A 17091-nucleotide genomic window follows, 5' to 3' on the forward strand; every position below is an offset into this window, starting at 1 on the left:
GGGAGGAGGAGGGGGTTTGTCGCGAAGAGGGGGGGGGGTGGGGGGGGGGAGGGTGGGGTTGTTTTTGGTTCTTGAGGGTGCGCGGTGGAAAATCAGGCTTTTTCCCTTCCCAGGGAGGACGCCCCCCACGTCCGACGAGAGGTCCTGCACCGCACCCTGAAGGAGGGCGGCCGTGCCTGACTGCTCCATCCAGCTGCTCCTGTCGGCTCGCTCAGCCCTTCTTGGGGCGGGGGGCCGGCGGGGAGAGCAGCAGTGACGTGGTGCCGGAGGTCAGCGCGAGTGCGGCGCATTCGCGGCTGTCACGGTAGACACCGTCGGGCTCGGTCGGGTCGAGCGCCGCTTCGATGTCGACGCTCCTGATCCCCGTGAGTTCCTCGACCGTCCTGTCCGTGGAAGGCATACGACCATCTCCTCTGGGTGTACGAAGAGCCTTCGTGAACCAGGTCACCATATGCACACAAAGCATGCAAACGGCACAGAAGAAACATTGGTCACTTCTTCAACGACCCTGGCACGACGGCCGCCTCACGCCAGATCACGCCGGACAACCCCGGATCACGCCAGATACTCCGTCGCCGCGTCCAGCAGCCAGTCCGCGAGGTAGCCGGCGAAGGAGGAGCGGACCAGCACCCAGAACCCGGCCCGGGGCTCGTCCCGGGCGACCAGGACGACCTGGGTGCGGCCCAGGGTCGTCTGGGCGCAGCGCCCGCTGCCGAAGGCGCGCGGGTGCAGGTCGAGCGAGCAGCCGTGGGCCAGCAGGTCGCGGGCGCGGGGGCCCGCGACGAGCAGCGTGGTGCGCTGTGCGGAGACGTCGGTGACGGAGACGGGCTCGTCCCCGGCGGCCTCGCGCACCCGGGCCTCCAGGTCCGCCCGGCTGCCGGGCGGGCCGACCACGAGCCACTCGTCCGGGCCGAGCCACAGGGCGGTCAACTCCCCTGCCCGTACGACCGTGTTGGGTTCGAGGGGCAGTTGCAGGCCCAGGGCGAGCGCGACCGCGCCGGCGGCCGCGCCCTTGGCGTCCAGGCGGACGTTCACCTGGGCCAGGAAGGGCAGCTCGGCCAGCCGGATCGCGCCCCGGGAGGTGCGGGTCGCGGCGGCGAGACGACCGGCGTCGCGCCCCAGGGGGCTGCGGGGCGGTGCGGAAAGAGCGGTGTCAGCCATCGCGGCGGGCTCCCTCGGGGTCGTAGAGGACGGGGCCGGTGACGGTCACCGGGACCAGCCGGTCGCCCACCGGGGCGTACAGGCGCTCGCCGATGCGGTCCCGGCCTCCCTTGATCAGGGCGAGCGCGAAGGTACGGCCGAGGGCGGCGCTGCGGTAGCTGGAGGTGACATGGCCGAGCATCGGCACGGGCGGGGCGGGCAGCACGCTGTCGGCCACCAGCTGGGTGCCCTCGGGCAGGAAGGTGCCGGTGTCCTCCGGGAGCAGGCCGACCAGGTGCTTGCGGTCCGGGCGGACGGTGTCGGCGCGGGCGTAGGAGCGCTTGCCGATGAAGTCCCGCTTCTTCTTGGACACCGCCCAGCTCATGCCGAGGTCCTGCGGGGTGACCGTGCCGTCGGTGTCCTGGCCGACGATCGGGTAGCCCTTCTCGGCGCGCAGGACGTGCATGGTCTCCGTGCCGTACGGGGTGATGCCGTACTCGGCGCCCGCCTCGTACAGCGCCTCCCACAGGGCGAGGGCGTTCCACGGCGACACGTTGATCTCGTAGGCGAGTTCACCGGAGAAGCTGATTCGGCAGACCCGCGCGTCGATGCCCGCGACGGCCGTGTCGCGCCACGCCATGAACGGGAAGTCCTCGTTGGCGACGGCCAGTTGAGGCGCCAGGGAGCCGAGGACCGCGCGGGACTTCGGGCCGACCAGGGCGACCGTGGCCCACTGCTCGGTGACCGAGGTGCAGTGCACCCGCAGGTCCGGCCACTCGGTCTGGAGCCACTCCTCCATCCAGTCCAGCACGGCGGCCGCGTTGCCGGTGGTCGTGGTGACCAGGTAGCGGTCCTGGGCGAGGCGGATGACGGTGCCGTCGTCGAAGACCATGCCGTCCGGGCGGCACATCACGCCGTAGCGGATCATGCCGACCTTCAGCGTGCTCATCATGTTGGTGTAGAGCAGGTCCAGGAAGACCGCCGCGTCCGGGCCCTGCACGTCGATCTTGCCGAGCGTGGAGGCGTCCATGAAGGCGACGCCCTCGCGGGCGGCTGCGCACTCGCGCAGCACGGCGCTCTCCATGTCCTCGCCGTCCTGCGGGTAGTACCAGGGGCGCTTCCACTGGCCGACGTTCTCGAACAGGGCGCCGCGCGCGACATGCCACTCGTGCAGCGCCGTCGTACGGACCGGGTCGCTCAGCCGGCCGCGGTCGCGGCCGGCGAGCGCGGCGAAGGAGACCGGGGTGTACGGCGGCCGGAAAGTGGTCGTGCCGAGCGCGCAGACGTCGACGCCGAGCAGCTCGGCGACCACACCGCTGGCCAGCACGCCCGAGGTCTTGCCCTGGTCGTTGGCCGTGCCGGCGGTGGTGTAGCGCTTGGTGTGCTCGACCGAGCGCATGCCGGCGCCCGTCGCACGGGTCAGGTCGTCGACGGTGACGTCGCGCTGGAGGTCCACGAAGCGCGGGGCGCCCGCACGGCCGGGGACGGTGAAGACCTGCATGGGCGGTGCCGGCCGCGGCTGGGCAGGCACCGCGGGCAGTGCGGGTGGTTCGGCGGTGTAGCCCTCGGCCTGCAGCGCGCGGGCTCCGGCCGCCGCGCCCTGGGCCAGCACCCCTGCCAGGTCGAACACGCCGTTCGCGCTGCCCGCGACCTCGACGGCCTGCCGGCAGGTGTCCGGCACGAACGTGCCGAGCGCCTCGTCGTGGCGGAGCTTGCCGCCCGCCTGGCTGAACAGGTGCGCCACCGGGTTCCAGCCGCCCGAGACCAGGAGGAGGTCGGCGGTGAACTCCCGCTGTGCCTCGGTCCGTCCGTACGGCGCGACGGCGACGGAGGTCAGGCGGGTCTCGCCGTCGGTGCCGGTCACGGCGTGGCCGGGCAGCACCTCGATGCCCGCCGCGCGGGCGCGCTCGGCCCACTCGCCCGGTTCGGGACGGGTGTCGACGATCGCCGGGACCTCCACACCGGCCGCGGCCAGGTCCAGCGCGGCGGCGTAGGCGCTGTCGTTCGTGGTGAACACGACGGCGCGGCGGCCGGGCAGGACGCCGTACCGGTTGGCGTACGTGCGGGCCGAGGCGGCCAGCATCACGCCCGGGCGGTCGTTGTCCGCGAAGGCCAGCGAGCGCTCGTGGGCGCCGGTGGCGAGGACGACGCGGCGGGCCCGGATGCGGTGGACCCGTTCGCGGGAGACGCCGGCCGGGGCGGCGGCGCCGAGGTGGTTGGTGCGGCGCTCGACGGCCAGCAGGTGGTTGTCGTCGTAGTGGCCGAAGACGGTGGTGCGGCGGAGGATGCGGACGTCCGCCGACGTCTCGAGCCGCGTCGTCACCTCGCCGATCCAGTCGGGGAGTTCACCCGTGCCGAGGAGGCTGCCGCCGAGTTCCGGCTGGTCGTCGGCGAGGACGACCCGGGCGCCGGTGCGTGCGGCGACGGCCGCGGCCGCGAGGCCGGCCGGGCCCGCGCCGACGATCAGCACGTCGCAGTGGTCGTGCACGGCGTCGTAGCGGGCGGGGTCCGGTTCGGTGGCGAGGCGGCCCTGGCCGGGGAGGCTGGTCGCCACGAGGCCGTCGTAGAGCTCGACGGTGGTGGCGGGGAGCATGGGCTCGGGGAACGGCTCCTCGATCTGGATGACGGCGTTGGGTTCTTCGACGCCGGCGGAGAAGATGCCGCGGGGGCGGCCGAGCTTGATGCTTGTCGCTGCCGCGATGACTCCGTTGGCCAGGAGGGCGGAGGCGAGGGTGTCGCCCTCGCGGCCCTGGTATTCGGAGCCGTCGAAGGTGAAGGTCAGAGTACGTCCTCGGCGCCGTACCGGGGGCTTCGCCTCCAGGCCCCCGATCGGCCCTGGAGGGGCCTCGTCCTCAAACGCCGGACGGGCTGATACGGCCGAACGGGGTTCCACCCGCTCGGGCCGTGGCTCCCCCGCCCGATACACCGTCAGCACCTCGTTCGTCGACGTGTCGCGTACCGCGTTGAACCAGCGGCGGCAGCCCGAGGTGTGGTTCCAGCGTTCGGCGAAGGGGCCCTTGGTGTTGTCGCGGAAGAAGAGGTAGCGGGCCCACTCCTCGTCGGTGAGGGCCGACGGGTCCTGCGGATAGGGCACGTGGGCCTGGCCGCCGTAGTGGAACTCGGCCTCGTCGCGGGGCCCGCACCACGGGCAGGGGATGAGCAGCATGGATCGGCTCCCTAGTGGGCCACCGCGGCAGCGCCGTGCTCGTCGACGAGCGCGCCGGTGGTGAAACGGTCGAGCGAGAAGGGGGCGTTGAGGGGGTGGGGGGTGTCGTGGGCGATGGTGTGGGCGTAGACCCAGCCGACGCCGGGCGTGGCCTTGAAACCGCCCGTGCCCCAGCCGCAGTTGAGGTACAGGTTGTCGACGGGGCTGAGGCCGACGATGGGCGAGGCGTCCGGGCTGACGTCGACGATGCCGCCCCAGGTGCGCAGCACGTGGGCGCGGGCGAAGACCGGGAAGAGCTCCAGGGCCGCCGACATCTGGTCCTCGATGATGTGGAAGGCGCCGCGCTGCGTGTACGAGTTGTACGCGTCGATGCCCGCGCCCATCACCAGCTCGCCCTTGTGCGCCTGGCTGACGTACACGTGGACCGCGTTGGACATGACGACGGTCGGGTGGACCGGCTCCAGCAGCTCCGACACCAGGGCCTGCAACGGGTGGCTCTGGACGGGGAGTTCGATGCCGGCCATGGCCGCGAGGACCGAGGTGTGGCCGGCCGAGCACAGGGCCACCTTGCCCGCCGCGATCGGGCCCAGGTCGGTCTGGACGCCGACGACGCGGTTGCCGACCACGTCCAGGCCGGTGACCTCGCAGTTCTGGATGATGTCGATGCCGGCCGCGTCCGCGGAGCGGGCCAGGCCCCAGGCCACGTGGTCGTGCTTGGCGATGCCCGCGCGCGGCTGGTAGGTGGCGCCGAGGACCGGATAGCGCACGTCCTGGCTGATGTTGACGATCGGGCAGACTTCCTTGACCTGCTCGGCGTCCAGGTACTCCGCGTCCACGCCGTTGAGGCGGTTGGCCTCGACGCGGCGCACGCTGTCGCGGACGTCCTGGAGGCTGTGCGCCAGGTTCAGCACGCCGCGCTGCGAGAAGAGGATCGGGTAGTCGAGCTCTTCTGCCAGGCCCTCCCAGAGCTTGAGGGCGTGCTCGTAGATGCCGGCGCTCTCGTCCCAGAGGTAGTTGGAGCGGATGATCGTGGTGTTGCGGGCCATGTTGCCGCCCGCCAGCCAGCCCTTCTCCAGCACGGCGACATTGGTGATGTCGTGGTTCTTCGCCAGGTAGTGGGCGGTGGCCAGGCCGTGCCCGCCGCCGCCGACGATGACGACGTCGTACGAGCGCTTCGGCTCGGGGGTGCGCCAGAGGAAGTCCGGGTGGTCGGGGAGGTCGGCGCCGGGGGTGCGCTGGCTCATGGGGTGTCTCCGGCTTCTGCTGCTGCCTGTGACAGGTGCGGGTAGAGCGGGTGCCTGGCGGCGAGGGCCTCGGTGCGGGCGCGCAGGGCCGCCACGTCGGGCGTGGGCTGGAGCGCCAGCGCGATCACGTCGGCGACCTCGGTGAAGTCCTCCTCGGTGAAGCCGCGGGTGGCGAGCGCCGGGGTGCCGATGCGCAGGCCCGAGGTGACCATGGGCGGGCGCGGGTCGAAGGGCACGGCGTTGCGGTTGACGGTGATGCCGATCTCGTGGAGGAGGTCCTCCGCCTGCCGGCCGTCCAGGTCCGCGTCGCGCAGGTCGACCAGGACCAGGTGGACGTCGGTGCCGCCGGTCAGGACCTTCACCCCCGCGGCCGCCGTGTCCGCCTGGGTGAGGCGGTCGGCGAGGATGCGGGCGCCGGCCAGCGTGCGCGCCTGGCGCTCGGCGAACTCCGGTGAGGCGGCGACCTTGAAGGAGACCGCCTTCGCGGCGATCACGTGCTCCAGCGGGCCGCCCTGCATGCCGGGGAACACCGCCGAGTTGATCTTCTTGGCGAGGTCGGCCTCGTTGGTGAGGATCACGCCGCCGCGCGGGCCGCCGAGCGTCTTGTGCGTGGTCGTGGTGGTGACGTGGGCGTGTGGGACCGGGTTGGGGTGCAGTCCGGCCGCGACCAGGCCCGCGAAGTGCGCCATGTCGACCATGAGCAGGGCGCCGACCTCGTCGGCGATCCGGCGGAAGGCCGCGAAGTCCAGCTGCCTCGGGTACGCCGACCAGCCCGCGATGATCATCTTGGGGCGGTGTTCCTTGGCGAGGCGCTCGACCTCGTCCATGTCGACCAGGTTGCCGTTCTCGGACACGTGGTAGGGCACCACGTTCAGCATCTTGCCGCTGTAGTTGATGCGCATGCCGTGCGTGAGGTGACCGCCGTGCGCGAGGTCGAGGCCGAGGATCGTGTCGCCGGGCTGCAGCAGGGCGAAGAAGACGGCCGTGTTGGCCTGGGCCCCCGAGTGCGGCTGCACGTTGGCGAAGCCCGCGCCGAACAGGGACTTCACGCGCTCGATCGCCAGCCGCTCGGTCACGTCGACGTGTTCGCAGCCGCCGTAGTAGCGGCGGCCGGGGTAGCCCTCGGCGTACTTGTTGGTGGCGACCGAGCCCTGCGCCTCCATCACGGCGGTGGGCGCGAAGTTCTCGGAGGCGATCATCTCGAGGGTGGACTGCTGGCGGTGCAGTTCGGCGCGGAGCGCTTCGTGGACCTCCGGGTCCAGCTGGGCCAGGGGGGTGTTCAGCGCGTTCATACGGCGTTCGCGTTCCTCTCGGCGGCCTCGACGACGTTGGCGAGCAGCATGGCGCGGGTCATGGGGCCCACTCCCCCGGGCATCGGCGCGAGATGGCCGGCGACCGAGGCGGCCTCCGGGTGCACGTCGCCGACCAGCCCGTGCTCGGTGCGGGTGATGCCGACGTCCAGGACGGCCGCGCCGGGGCGCAGCATGTCCTTGGTGATCAGTCCGGGCGAGCCTGCGGCGGCGATGACGATGTCCGCCTCGCGCACGTGCCAGGCCAGGCCCTTGGTTCCGGTGTGGCAGAGCGTCACGGTGGCGTTCTCCGACCTGCGGGTCAGCAGGAGGCCGATGGGGCGCCCGACGGTGATGCCGCGGCCGATGACGGTCACGCGGGCGCCGGCGAGCGGCACGTCGTAACGGCGCAGCAGTTCGACGATGCCGCGCGGGGTGCACGGCAGCGGTGCCTCGACGCCCAGGACGAGCCGGCCGAGGTTGACGGGGTGCAGGCCGTCGGCGTCCTTGGCCGGGTCCATCCGTTCCAGTACGGCGTTGGCGTCCAGGTGGCGCGGGAGCGGCAGCTGGACGATGTAGCCGGTGCAGGCCGGGTCGGCGTTGAGTTCGTCGATGACGTCCTCGACCTGGCTCTGCGAGGCGTCGGCGGGCAGGTCCCGGCGGATGGAGGCGATGCCCACCTGCGCGCAGTCCCGGTGCTTGCCGCCGACGTAGGCGCGGCTGCCGGGGTCGTCGCCAACCAGCACCGTGCCGAGTCCCGGCACGCGGCCGGTGGTGGCCTCCAACTTGGCCACCCGCTCGGCGAGTTCACGTCGGACGTCGGCGGCGGTCGCCTTGCCGTCCAGGAGTTGTGCGGTCACCGGTGGTGTTCCTTCCCTCGGATGCGGCGCGGTGGGGTCAGCCGCGCAGACGGGACATGCTCGGGTCGAACAGGGGCTCCTCGGCCACGACCGCCTCGATCCGCCGGTCGAAGTAGCCGATGTGCAGCGTGGTTCCGGGTTCCGACAGCTCCGCGGGCAGCCATGCGTAGGCGATCCCCTTGCCGATCGTGTAGCCGTAGGACGCGCTGGTGACGTAGCCGACGGACCGCTCGCCGTCGTAGACCGGCTCCTTGCCCAGCACGACGGAGCGCGGGTCGTCGACGGTGAGGCAGGTGAGCTTCCGCCGTACGTCCTGCCTGCGGCGCTCCAGCGCGGCCTTGCCGACGAAGTCGCCCTTGTCGAGCTTGACCGCGAAGCCGACGCCGGCCTCGTAGGGGTCGTGCTCGTAGGTCATGTCGGTGCCGAAGGAGCGGTAACCCTTCTCCAGGCGGAGGCTGTTGAAGGCGCCGCGGCCGGCGATGATGCCGCCCAGCGGCTGCGCCGCCCGCCACAGGGTGTCCCAGAGCTTGAGGCCCTGGTCGGCGGTGGTGTAGAGCTCCCAGCCGAGTTCGCCGACGTAGGACAGGCGCATCGCGGTGACGGGCACCGAGCCGATGTAGGCGCGCTTGGCGCGGAAGTACTTCAGGCCGTCGTTGCTGAAGTCCTCGTCCGTGAGCGGCTGCAGGACCTTGCGGGCCAGCGGGCCCCACAGGCCGATGCAGCAGGTGCCGGGGGTGATGTCGCGGACCTGGACCGTGCCGTCGGCCGGGAGGTGGCGGGTGAACCAGTCCAGGTCGAGGTTGCCGTTGGCGCCGACCTGGAAGACGTCGCGGGACAGCCGGGCGACGGTGATGTCGCTGCGGATGCCGCCGTCGTGGTCGAGCAGCAGGGTGTACGTCACCGAGCCGACCGACTTGGCGACCTTGCCGGTGACGAGGCCCTCCAGGAAGGCGGCGGCGCCGGGGCCGCTCACCTCCAGGCGCTTGAGGGCGGTCATGTCGTACATCGCGACGGTCTCGCGGGTGACCTGTGCCTCGGCGCCGACGATGGGCGACCAGTACTGCGCGGCCCAGTCGTTGGGCGTGGGGATCGAACGGCCCTCCACCAGCGAGGCGTTGGCCTCGTACCACTGCGGGCGCTCCCAGCCGTTCGCCTCCAGGAAGAAGGCGCCGTGCTCCTGCTGGCGGGGGTGGAAGGGGCTGGTGCGGATCGGGCGCGGGTCGCCCGAGGGCTGCAGCGGGTGCAGGATGTCGTAGACCTCGACGAAGTTCTGGCAGTCGCGGGCCAGCACGTACTCCGGGGAGAGCTGGTGCGGCTCGAAGCGGTTGACGTCGCATTCGTGCAGGTCGAAGGAGGAGCAGTAGCCGTCGACCAGCCATTCGGCGACGGCGCGGCCGACGCCCGCGGAGTGGGTGACCCAGACCGCCTCGGCGACCCAGAAGCCCTTGACGTCCGGGGACTCGCCGAGCAGCGGGAAGTTGTCGGTGGTGAAGGAGAACAGGCCGTTGATGCCCTCCTCGATCTTCGCCTCCTGCGTCGCGGGGAGCAGGGACTGGGTCTCGGCCCAGGCCGGCGCGAAGTCCTCCTCGGTGAACTTCAGCACCGAGGGCATCTCCTCGGCCTCGTCGAAGGAGAGGATCTCGTCGGCGGTGATGGGCATCGGGCGGTGGCCGTAGTAGCCGATGCCGAAGCCGTCGAAGCGGTCGCGGTAGTAGAGGTCGGCGTCCTGGTGGCGCAGGATCGGCCGGACGGCCTCCTGCGTCTGGCCCGCGAGCGCCGGGACCGGTCCGGTCCACGCGAGCTGGTGGCCGAGCGGGGTGAGCGGGAGGTTCATGCCGACCATGCGCGCGATCTTCGGGCCCCAGATGCCGGCGCAGCACACGACGATGTCGGCGTCCAGCTCGCCCTGGTCGGTGACGACGCCGGTGACGCGCCCGTCCTCCTGGCGGATGTCCAGGACCTCGTGGCGGTCCAGGAAGCGCACGCCGCGCTCGGTGGCCCGGCGGATCTGGGCCTCGACCGCGAGGACCGCCTTGGCGAGGCCGTCCGTCGGCACCAGCAGGCCGCCGAGGACGCGGTCGCGGTTGACCAGCGGGTGGCGTTCGACGCACTCGTCGGGGGTGAGCAGCCGCGCCTCGATGCCCCAGGCGGTGATCCAGCCGTGGCGGCGCCGCAGTTCGGCCAGGCGCTCGGGGCTGGTCGCCACCTCGAGGCCGCCGACCTGGAGGAAGCAGGGCTTGCCGTCGACGTCGAGGGAGCAGAACTTCTCGACGGTGTAGCGGGCCAACTCGGTCATGGTCTTGGAGGAGTTGGTCTGGAAGACCAGGCCCGGTGCGTGCGAGCTGGAGCCTCCCGTGGCGGGCAGCGGGCCCTGGTCGACCACGGTCACTTCGGTCCAGCCTCGCGCGGAGACCTCGTCCGCGAGGGCCGCTCCCACGACGCCCGCTCCGATGATCACCACTCGGGGTCCCGCCATCGCCGCACCTCCGCAGTCAAATCCAGCTAGTTGCTTTGTACGCAACGCGATTCAGGTTGCGCAACTCAATGTGCCTTCCATGGGAGGGGGTGTCAAGGGGTCCGTGACGTCGGAAAACGGTCCGGAACGGGCCCGGACACGGCGATGCCCGGCGGGCGGTGCACAGGTGTGCACCGCCCGCCGGGCATGGGGTTCCAGTGGGGCAGTCCGGCTCACTTGAGCCAGGCGTCCACCTTGTCCTTGTTGGCCTCGACCCACTTCTTCGCCGCCGCGTCGGGCGTCATCTTCTCCACCGCGATGTACTTGGCCACGGTGTTCTGGTCGTCGTTGGTCCAGTTGAACTTCTTCACCAGGTCGTAGGCCGGCGAGCCGGCCTTGGCGAACTTGGAGCTGACGATCTTGTCGAGGTCGTAGACGGGATAGTCACAGGCGATCTTGGCCGCGTCCGCGTCGCAGCCCTTCTTGTAGGCGGGCAGGGCGACCTTCTTCAGCGGCACCTCGGACATGAACCACTGGGGCTCGTAGAAGTAGCCGATCACCCACTGCTTGTCCTTCTCGGCCTTGCGGTAGGCCTGGATGAGCGCGGTCTCGCTGCCCGCGTACACCACCTTGAAGTTCAGCTTCAGATTCTTCACCAGGGCCGCGTCGTTGGTGACGTAGGACGGGTCGCCGTCCAGGAGCTGGCCCTTGCCGCCCGACTCCGACGTCTTGAACTTGGCGGCGTACTTGTTGAGGTTCTTGTAGTCGAGGATGTCCGGGTGCGCCTTGGCCAGCCACGGCGGCACGTACCAGCCGATGATGCCCTTGTTGCCGGTGGAGCCGGCCTCGACGGCTGTCTTCTGCTCGGTGATGTACTTCTTCTTCAGGTCGTCGTGGCCCCAGTTCTCCAGGACGGCGTCGACCTCGCCGGTGCCGAAGCCCTGCCAGGCGATCTCCTCCTTGAGGTCCTTCTTGTTGACCGTGCAGCCGAGGTTGTGCTGCGCGACGTACGCGACGACCGCCGCGTCCGCCTCGTAGCCCACCCACGGGTTGACCGCCAGGTTGAAGGTGCCGCACTTGCCCGAGCTGCCGCCCGAGCCCGACGAGCTGTCGCCGACCTTCGCACCTCCGCACGCGGTGAGGGTGAGGCCGAGGACGGCCAGGCCGGCCGCGCCGGCTCGCCAAGTTCTTGCCATGGTGTCCTGCTCCTTATGCACCGGTGCGTCGCGCCGCAGCCTGAGTGATCCGGTCGAACATGACTCCGAGCAGTACGATGGCGAGCCCTGCCGCCAGCCCCTTGCCGTACAGCTCTCCCTGCGAGAAGCCGGCCACGACGTCGTAGCCGAGGGCGCCCGCGCCCACCAGGCCGCCCACAACAACCATCGACAGCACGTAGATCAGGCCCTGGTTGGTCGCGAGGGTCAGGGCGCTGCGTGACATCGGCAGCTGGACCTTGGTGATGATCTGCCGGGTGCTGCACCCGGCGGAGGTGGCCGCCTCGACGGTGGTCTCGGGCACGGCCCGCACCCCGTCCGCGATGATCTTTATGGCGACCGGTGCCGCGTAGACGACGGCCGCGACGATCGCCGTGAAGCGGGTCGCGCCGAACAGCGCCAGGAACGGCACGAGATAGACGAAGGGCGGCATGACCTGGGCGGCGTCCAGGGTGGGCCGCACCAGTTTGTCGACGAGCATGCTGCGCCCCATCCAGACGCCGAAGACGATGCCCAGGAGCATCACCAGGACCGTCGCCACCAGGGTGGACGCGGTCGTGGTCATGGCGTCCGACCACACGCCGGTGCCGACCAGCAGGCCCACGCACACCGCCGTGGTGATGCCGGCCTTCCAGCCGCCGAGCACGACGGCCAGCGCCACCAGCACCATGCCGACCAGCCACCAGGGCGAGTCGGTGAGCAGGCTCTGGAACGGGTTGAGCAGTACGTTGGTGATCACGTCGCGGATCGCGTTGGTCAGCCCCGAGAGGTTGTCCTGCGCCCAGGTCGTCACCGAGTCGGCCGCGCCGGCGATGTGGCTGCCGACGGTGCCGTCGCCGGGGAAGTCCGCCGCCCACAGATAGGTGTGGGACACGTAGACCAGCACCGCGGTGACCACCGCGCCGGCGCCGAGCAGCGGCCCCCGCCACTTCAGGAAGCGGTTCTTGGAGCGGCGCGCCTCCTCCTCGCGGGTGCTGGCCGCGGTCGTCACCCGGTCCAGCACGATCGCCATGACGACGATCGCGAGGCCCGCGTTGAAGGCCGTGCCGACGTCGAGGGACTGCAGTGCCTGCACGACGGTCTTGCCGAGGCCGGGCGCGTCGATCAGGGCCGCGATGGTGACCATGGCCAGAGCGGCCATGATGGACTGGTTGACGCCCATCACCACGGTCCGCTTGGACATCGGCAGCAGCACCTTCAGCAGCGACTGCCGCCGGGTCGCGCCGAGGGAGTCGGCCGCCTCGGTGGTGGTCTCCGGTACGGAGCGGATGGCGTGCGCGGTGATGCGGATCGCGGGCGGCGCCGCGTAGATGACGGTGGCGATCGTCGCCGAGGCCGGGCCGATGAGGAAGATCAGGGTCAGCGGAGCCAGGTAGACGAAGGTCGGCATCGTCTGCATGAAGTCCAGGAAGGGCGTCACGATCCGGTTGAACCGGTCGGACAGCCCCGCCCACACGCCCAGCGGGATCGCGAACAGCAGCGCCACGAACACCGCGGAGAGGGTCAGGGCCAGGGTGTCCATGCTCTCCTGCCACAGCCCCTGCAGCCCGAAGAAGACGAAGCCGCACACGGCGAGCAGCGCCACACGCCAGTTGCCCACGGCCCAGGAGACGTAGCCGGCGATGCCGACCACGCCGAGCCAGCCGATCTGCGGGACGGGCCGGCCGGGCGGGGGCTGGGAGATCAGGTGCTGGACGAAGGTCACCAGGTTGTCGATGACCAGCCGGATCTCGTTGAAGAAGTACAGGAAGAGCGGGTTGGAGTTGCGGTTGGCGCCGATGGAGTCGTTGACGTCGTTGAACCACCGGTGCAGATCGGTGAGGTCCGCCGTCGCGAGCGAGAGGGTCTGCTTGCCGCGCAGCACGGCGAACAGCACCAGCCATGACACCAGGATCCCTGCGACCACCATGGTCCGGCTGACCTGGCGCGGCTCCTTGGCGGGCGCCTTGGGTTCGACGGGCCCCGAGGTCTCGGGTTTCTCGATGGCGACGGTCATCACGCGCCGCCTTCCTGCCCGGCGACCACAGCGAGGATCTCCTCGTCGCCGACGATGCCGAGCAACTTGCCGTTCTCGACGACCTTGACCGGCTTGTGGGCGGCCAGCACGGTCCGGGTGGCTTCCCGTACGACGACGTCCGGGCCCAGCTCCGGCCCGTCCAGGGCGTCCTTGTCCTCCGGGGCGCGCATGATCCAGCGCAGGGTGAGCACGTCGCCGCGCGCCACGTCCTTCACGAAGTCCCGTACGTAGTCGTCGGCGGGGGCGCCCACGAGTTCGTCGCCGGTGCCGCACTGGACCATCTTGCCGTCGCGCATGATGAGGATGCGGTCGCCCAGCTTCAGGGCCTCGGACAGGTCGTGGGTGATGAACACCATCGTCTTGCCGACCTCGTGGTGCAGCCGGATGACCTCGCTCTGCATGTCCCGGCGGATCAGTGGGTCGAGCGCGGAGAACGGCTCGTCGAAGAAGAGCACGTCCGGGTCGCCGGCGAGCGCGCGGGCGAGGCCGACGCGCTGCTGCATACCGCCGGAGAGCTGGTCGGGGTAGGAGTTCTCGTAGCCGGCGAGGCCGACCAGCTCCACGACCTCCTGGGCCCGCCGGGTCCGCTCGGACCTGCTCATGCCGCGGATCTCCAGGCCGAAGGCGACGTTGTCGACGACCCGGCGGTGCGGCAGCAGGCCGAAGTGCTGGAAGACCATGGAGAACTTGCTGCGGCGCAGCTCGCGCAGCCGCTTGTCGTCCGCCTGCCGGATGTCCTGGCCCTCGAAGACGACCTCGCCCGAGGTGGGTTCGATCAGCCGGGTCAGACAGCGCACGAGCGTGGACTTGCCGGAGCCGGACAGGCCCATGACGACGAAGACCTCGCCGGGCGAGACGTCGAAGTTGACGTCGCGTACGGCGGCCGTGCAGCCCGTGCGGTCCATGAGCTCGCGGCGGGTCAGCCCGCACAGCTCCTCCGAGTCCGGCACCCGCTCGGCCTTCGGCCCGAACACCTTCCACAGCCTGCGCACGGATATGACCGGAGTCCCGTCCGACTCCTCGGGCGTGCCGCGCCGCTGCGCCACCTCGGTCTGTGTTGGGGTCACGATCGACCTCTTTTCGGCGTTCAGCCGCTAAACCAGCGCTGCGGCCGGGGTTGGATGTTCTGCCAGATGTGCTTGGGCTCCCGGTACTCGTCCAGGCCGCTCGCTCCCAGCTCGCGGCCGACGCCCGAATGCCCGAAGCCACCCCACTCGGCCTGCGGCACGTAGGGGTGGTAGTCGTTGATCCAGACCGTGCCGTGGCGCAGCCGCCGGGCGACCCGCTGGGCCTTGCCGGCGTCCTGCGTCCAGACGGCGCCGGCCAGTCCGTACTCGGTGTCGTTGGCGATGCGCACGGCATCGTCCTCGTCGGTGAAGCGCTCTACGGTCAGCACGGGCCCGAAGGACTCCTCGTGCACCACCCGCATGTCCTGGGTGCAGCCGTCGAGCACGGTCGGCGGGTAGTAGTGGCCGTTCGCCAGTGCCGGGTCGCCGGGCCGCTCACCGCCGCAGCGCAGGACCGCACCCTCGGCGAGGCCGGCCGCGACGTACGCCTCGACCTTCTCCAGGTGCTGCGCGGAGATCAGCGCCCCGGTCTCGGCGTCGGGGTCGAAGGGGCCGCCGAGGCGGATGAGCCGGGCGCGGCGGACGACCTCGTCGACGAAGCGGTCGTGCAGCGCGTCCTCGACGATCAGCCGGGCACCGGCCGAGCAGACCTGCCCGGAGTGCAGGAAGACGGCCGTGAGGGCGAAGTCCACGGCGGCCTCGAAGTCGGCGTCGGCGAAGACGACGTTGGGGTTCTTGCCGCCGAGCTCCAGCGCCACCTTCTTCACGGTCGCGGCGGCGGAGGCCATGATCCGCTTGCCGGTCTCCAGGCCGCCGGTGAAGGAGACCAGATCGACGTCCGGGTGCTCGGACAGCGGTGCGCCGACCTCGGGGCCGGAGCCCAGGACGAGGTTGGCGGCGCCCGCCGGCAGCCCGGCCTCCTCCAGTGCCCTCATCAGCAGGACGGAGGTGGAGGGGGTCAGCTCGCTGGGCTTCAGGACGATGGTGTTGCCCGCCAGAAGTGCCGGGGCGACCTTCCAACTGGCCTGCAGCAGCGGGTAGTTCCAGGGGGTGATCAGTCCGCAGACGCCGACCGGTTCGTACACGACGCGGCTCACGGCGTCGTCGCGGCCGGTGTCGATCACGCGGCCGGCGTCGGTGCCGGCGATCCCGCCGTAGTGGCGGAAGCAGGAGACGACGTCGGCGATGTCGTACTCGCTCTCCACCAGCCGCTTGCCGGTGTCCAGCGACTCGGCGCGGGCGAACTCCTTGGTGTCGCGCTCGAGGATGTCGGCGGTGCGCAGCAGCAGTGCGCCGCGCTCACGCTCGGGGGTGCGGGGCCAGGGCCCCTCGTCGAAGGCCCGCCGGGCGGCGGCGATCGCCGCCTCGGCGTCAGGACGCGTACCTTCCGCTACGGTCGCAACGTGTGCGCCGTCAGCGGGGCAGCGGATGTCGCGGTGGCCGCCGGCCACCGGCGCCCGCCATTGTCCGTCCACGTACAGATCTGCCACGCGCCAAGCCCTTCAGCCGGAATGCGTTGCGCATCGTGCATCCAATTGCTTGTGGTGGAACACAGTGGCGAAAGCTCAGAGCCCCGTCAAGTAGTTGGCCGATGACGATTTCGCCATGGCGCCCGTTACCGGGCCACCCCTTGACCGGAGGCGCGCGGCGAGCCCAGCATGTTGCGCATCGCTCACCATGTTGTGCAATACGCACCGACGGAGGCCGCAGATGTCCCCTCGACCGCAGCCCGGACGTGAGTACGTCCTCACCCTCTCCTGCCCCGACAGCGCGGGCCTCGTCCACGCCGTGAGCGGCTTCCTGGTCAGGAACTCGGGCAACATCCTGGAGAGCCAGCAGTTCGACGACCGGCTCCAGGACCGCTTCTTCATGAGGGTCCACTTCGACGTTTCCGATCCCGACGCGGATCTGCAAACGCTGCGTTACCGCTTCGGGCCGGTCGCCGAGGCCCACCGCATCTCCTGGACCCTGCGGGACGCCGCCACCCCGACGCGGACGCTCATCATGGTCTCCAGGTTCGGGCACTGCCTGAACGACCTGCTCTTCCGCCGGCGCACCGGCGCCCTCAACATCGAGATCCCGGCGATCGTCTCCAACCACCGCGACTTCGAGGGCCTGGCCGAGACCTACGGCATCCCCTTCCACCACGTCCCCGTCACCCGGGACACCAAGCCCGAGGCCGAGGCGCGGCTGCTGGAGCTGGTGCGGGAGCTGGACGTCGACCTGGTCGTGCTGGCCCGGTACATGCAGATCCTCTCCGACGACCTGTGCAAGCAGCTCGAGGGCCGCGCCATCAACATCCACCACTCCTTCCTGCCCAGCTTCAAGGGCGCTCGCCCCTACGAGCAGGCATACGACCGCGGAGTGAAGCTGGTCGGCGCGACGGCGCACTACGTGACCCCGGACCTGGACGAGGGCCAGATCATCGAGCAGGACGTGGTCCGCGTCGACCACTCCCTCGACCCCGGCGAGCTGGTCACGGTCGGCCGGGACGTGGAGGCGCAGGTCCTGGCGCACGCCGTGAAGTGGCACAGCGAGAGCCGGGTGATGGTGGACGGCAACCGCACGGTGGTCTTCCGCTGAGCGCGACGTGGCGGCGGGGCGGTTCCGGATCCGGAACCGCCCCGCCGCCACGTCGC

General features: G+C 70.8%; 12 protein-coding genes. 1 reads left to right on the forward strand and 11 read right to left on the reverse strand.

Features of this window, described 5'->3' with window-relative positions; translation table 11 throughout:
- Nucleotides 1-211 precede the first annotated feature (211 nt).
- The 11 genes from ACFU97_RS38185 to ACFU97_RS38235 form a co-directional block, all read right to left on the reverse strand.
- Nucleotides 212-400 carry a hypothetical protein gene (locus tag ACFU97_RS38185; protein ID WP_384265743.1) on the reverse strand — a complete coding sequence of 63 codons (189 nt, stop codon included), beginning with the start codon at nt 398-400 and terminating at the stop codon, nt 212-214.
- 155 nt (nt 401-555) lie between these two features.
- On the reverse strand, nt 556-1161 hold the full coding sequence (locus tag ACFU97_RS38190) for a sarcosine oxidase subunit gamma (RefSeq protein ID WP_384265746.1): 606 nt from the start codon (nt 1159-1161) through the stop codon (nt 556-558).
- The gene (locus ACFU97_RS38195) at nt 1154-4306 is read right to left on the reverse strand and encodes a sarcosine oxidase subunit delta family protein (protein ID WP_384265749.1); all 3153 of its coding nucleotides are present in this window, start codon (nt 4304-4306) and stop codon (nt 1154-1156) included. The genes ACFU97_RS38190 and ACFU97_RS38195 overlap by 8 nt, the downstream gene beginning before the upstream one ends.
- A gap of 11 nt (nt 4307-4317) precedes the next feature.
- Nucleotides 4318-5550, reverse strand: coding sequence for a sarcosine oxidase subunit beta family protein (locus ACFU97_RS38200; protein WP_384265752.1), 1233 nt, complete (start codon nt 5548-5550; stop codon nt 4318-4320).
- Complete coding sequence (gene glyA, locus ACFU97_RS38205) at nt 5547-6842, reverse strand: serine hydroxymethyltransferase (protein ID WP_384265754.1); 1296 nt, start codon at nt 6840-6842, stop codon at nt 5547-5549. The genes ACFU97_RS38200 and glyA overlap by 4 nt, the downstream gene beginning before the upstream one ends.
- Nucleotides 6839-7699 carry a bifunctional methylenetetrahydrofolate dehydrogenase/methenyltetrahydrofolate cyclohydrolase gene (locus ACFU97_RS38210; protein ID WP_384265757.1) on the reverse strand — a complete coding sequence of 287 codons (861 nt, stop codon included), beginning with the start codon at nt 7697-7699 and terminating at the stop codon, nt 6839-6841. Before ACFU97_RS38210 ends, glyA begins: the two co-directional genes overlap by 4 nt.
- A gap of 37 nt (nt 7700-7736) precedes the next feature.
- On the reverse strand, nt 7737-10175 hold the full coding sequence (locus ACFU97_RS38215; RefSeq protein ID WP_384265760.1) for an FAD-dependent oxidoreductase: 2439 nt from the start codon (nt 10173-10175) through the stop codon (nt 7737-7739).
- 212 nt (nt 10176-10387) lie between these two features.
- The gene (locus tag ACFU97_RS38220) at nt 10388-11350 is read right to left on the reverse strand and encodes an ABC transporter substrate-binding protein (protein ID WP_384265763.1); all 963 of its coding nucleotides are present in this window, start codon (nt 11348-11350) and stop codon (nt 10388-10390) included.
- Nucleotides 11351-11363: 13 nt separating this feature from the next.
- On the reverse strand, nt 11364-13364 hold the full coding sequence (locus tag ACFU97_RS38225) for an ABC transporter permease (protein WP_384265766.1): 2001 nt from the start codon (nt 13362-13364) through the stop codon (nt 11364-11366).
- Nucleotides 13364-14452 (reverse strand): glycine betaine/L-proline ABC transporter ATP-binding protein, encoded by a 1089-nt coding sequence (locus tag ACFU97_RS38230; RefSeq protein ID WP_384265768.1) that lies wholly within the window; start codon nt 14450-14452, stop codon nt 13364-13366. The genes ACFU97_RS38225 and ACFU97_RS38230 overlap by 1 nt, the downstream gene beginning before the upstream one ends.
- Nucleotides 14453-14472: 20 nt before the next feature.
- Nucleotides 14473-15942, reverse strand: coding sequence for an aldehyde dehydrogenase family protein (locus ACFU97_RS38235; RefSeq protein ID WP_384265771.1), 1470 nt, complete (start codon nt 15940-15942; stop codon nt 14473-14475).
- 220 nt (nt 15943-16162) lie between these two features.
- Here ACFU97_RS38235 and purU point away from each other — a divergent pair, with 220 nt between their 5' ends.
- Nucleotides 16163-17035 carry a formyltetrahydrofolate deformylase gene (gene purU, locus ACFU97_RS38240; protein WP_384265774.1) on the forward strand — a complete coding sequence of 291 codons (873 nt, stop codon included), beginning with the start codon at nt 16163-16165 and terminating at the stop codon, nt 17033-17035.
- The last annotated feature ends 56 nt before the right edge of the window (nt 17036-17091 follow it).

The sequence above is a fragment of the Streptomyces sp. NPDC057616 genome (assembly GCF_042800575.1).
GTDB lineage: Bacteria > Actinomycetota > Actinomycetes > Streptomycetales > Streptomycetaceae > Streptomyces.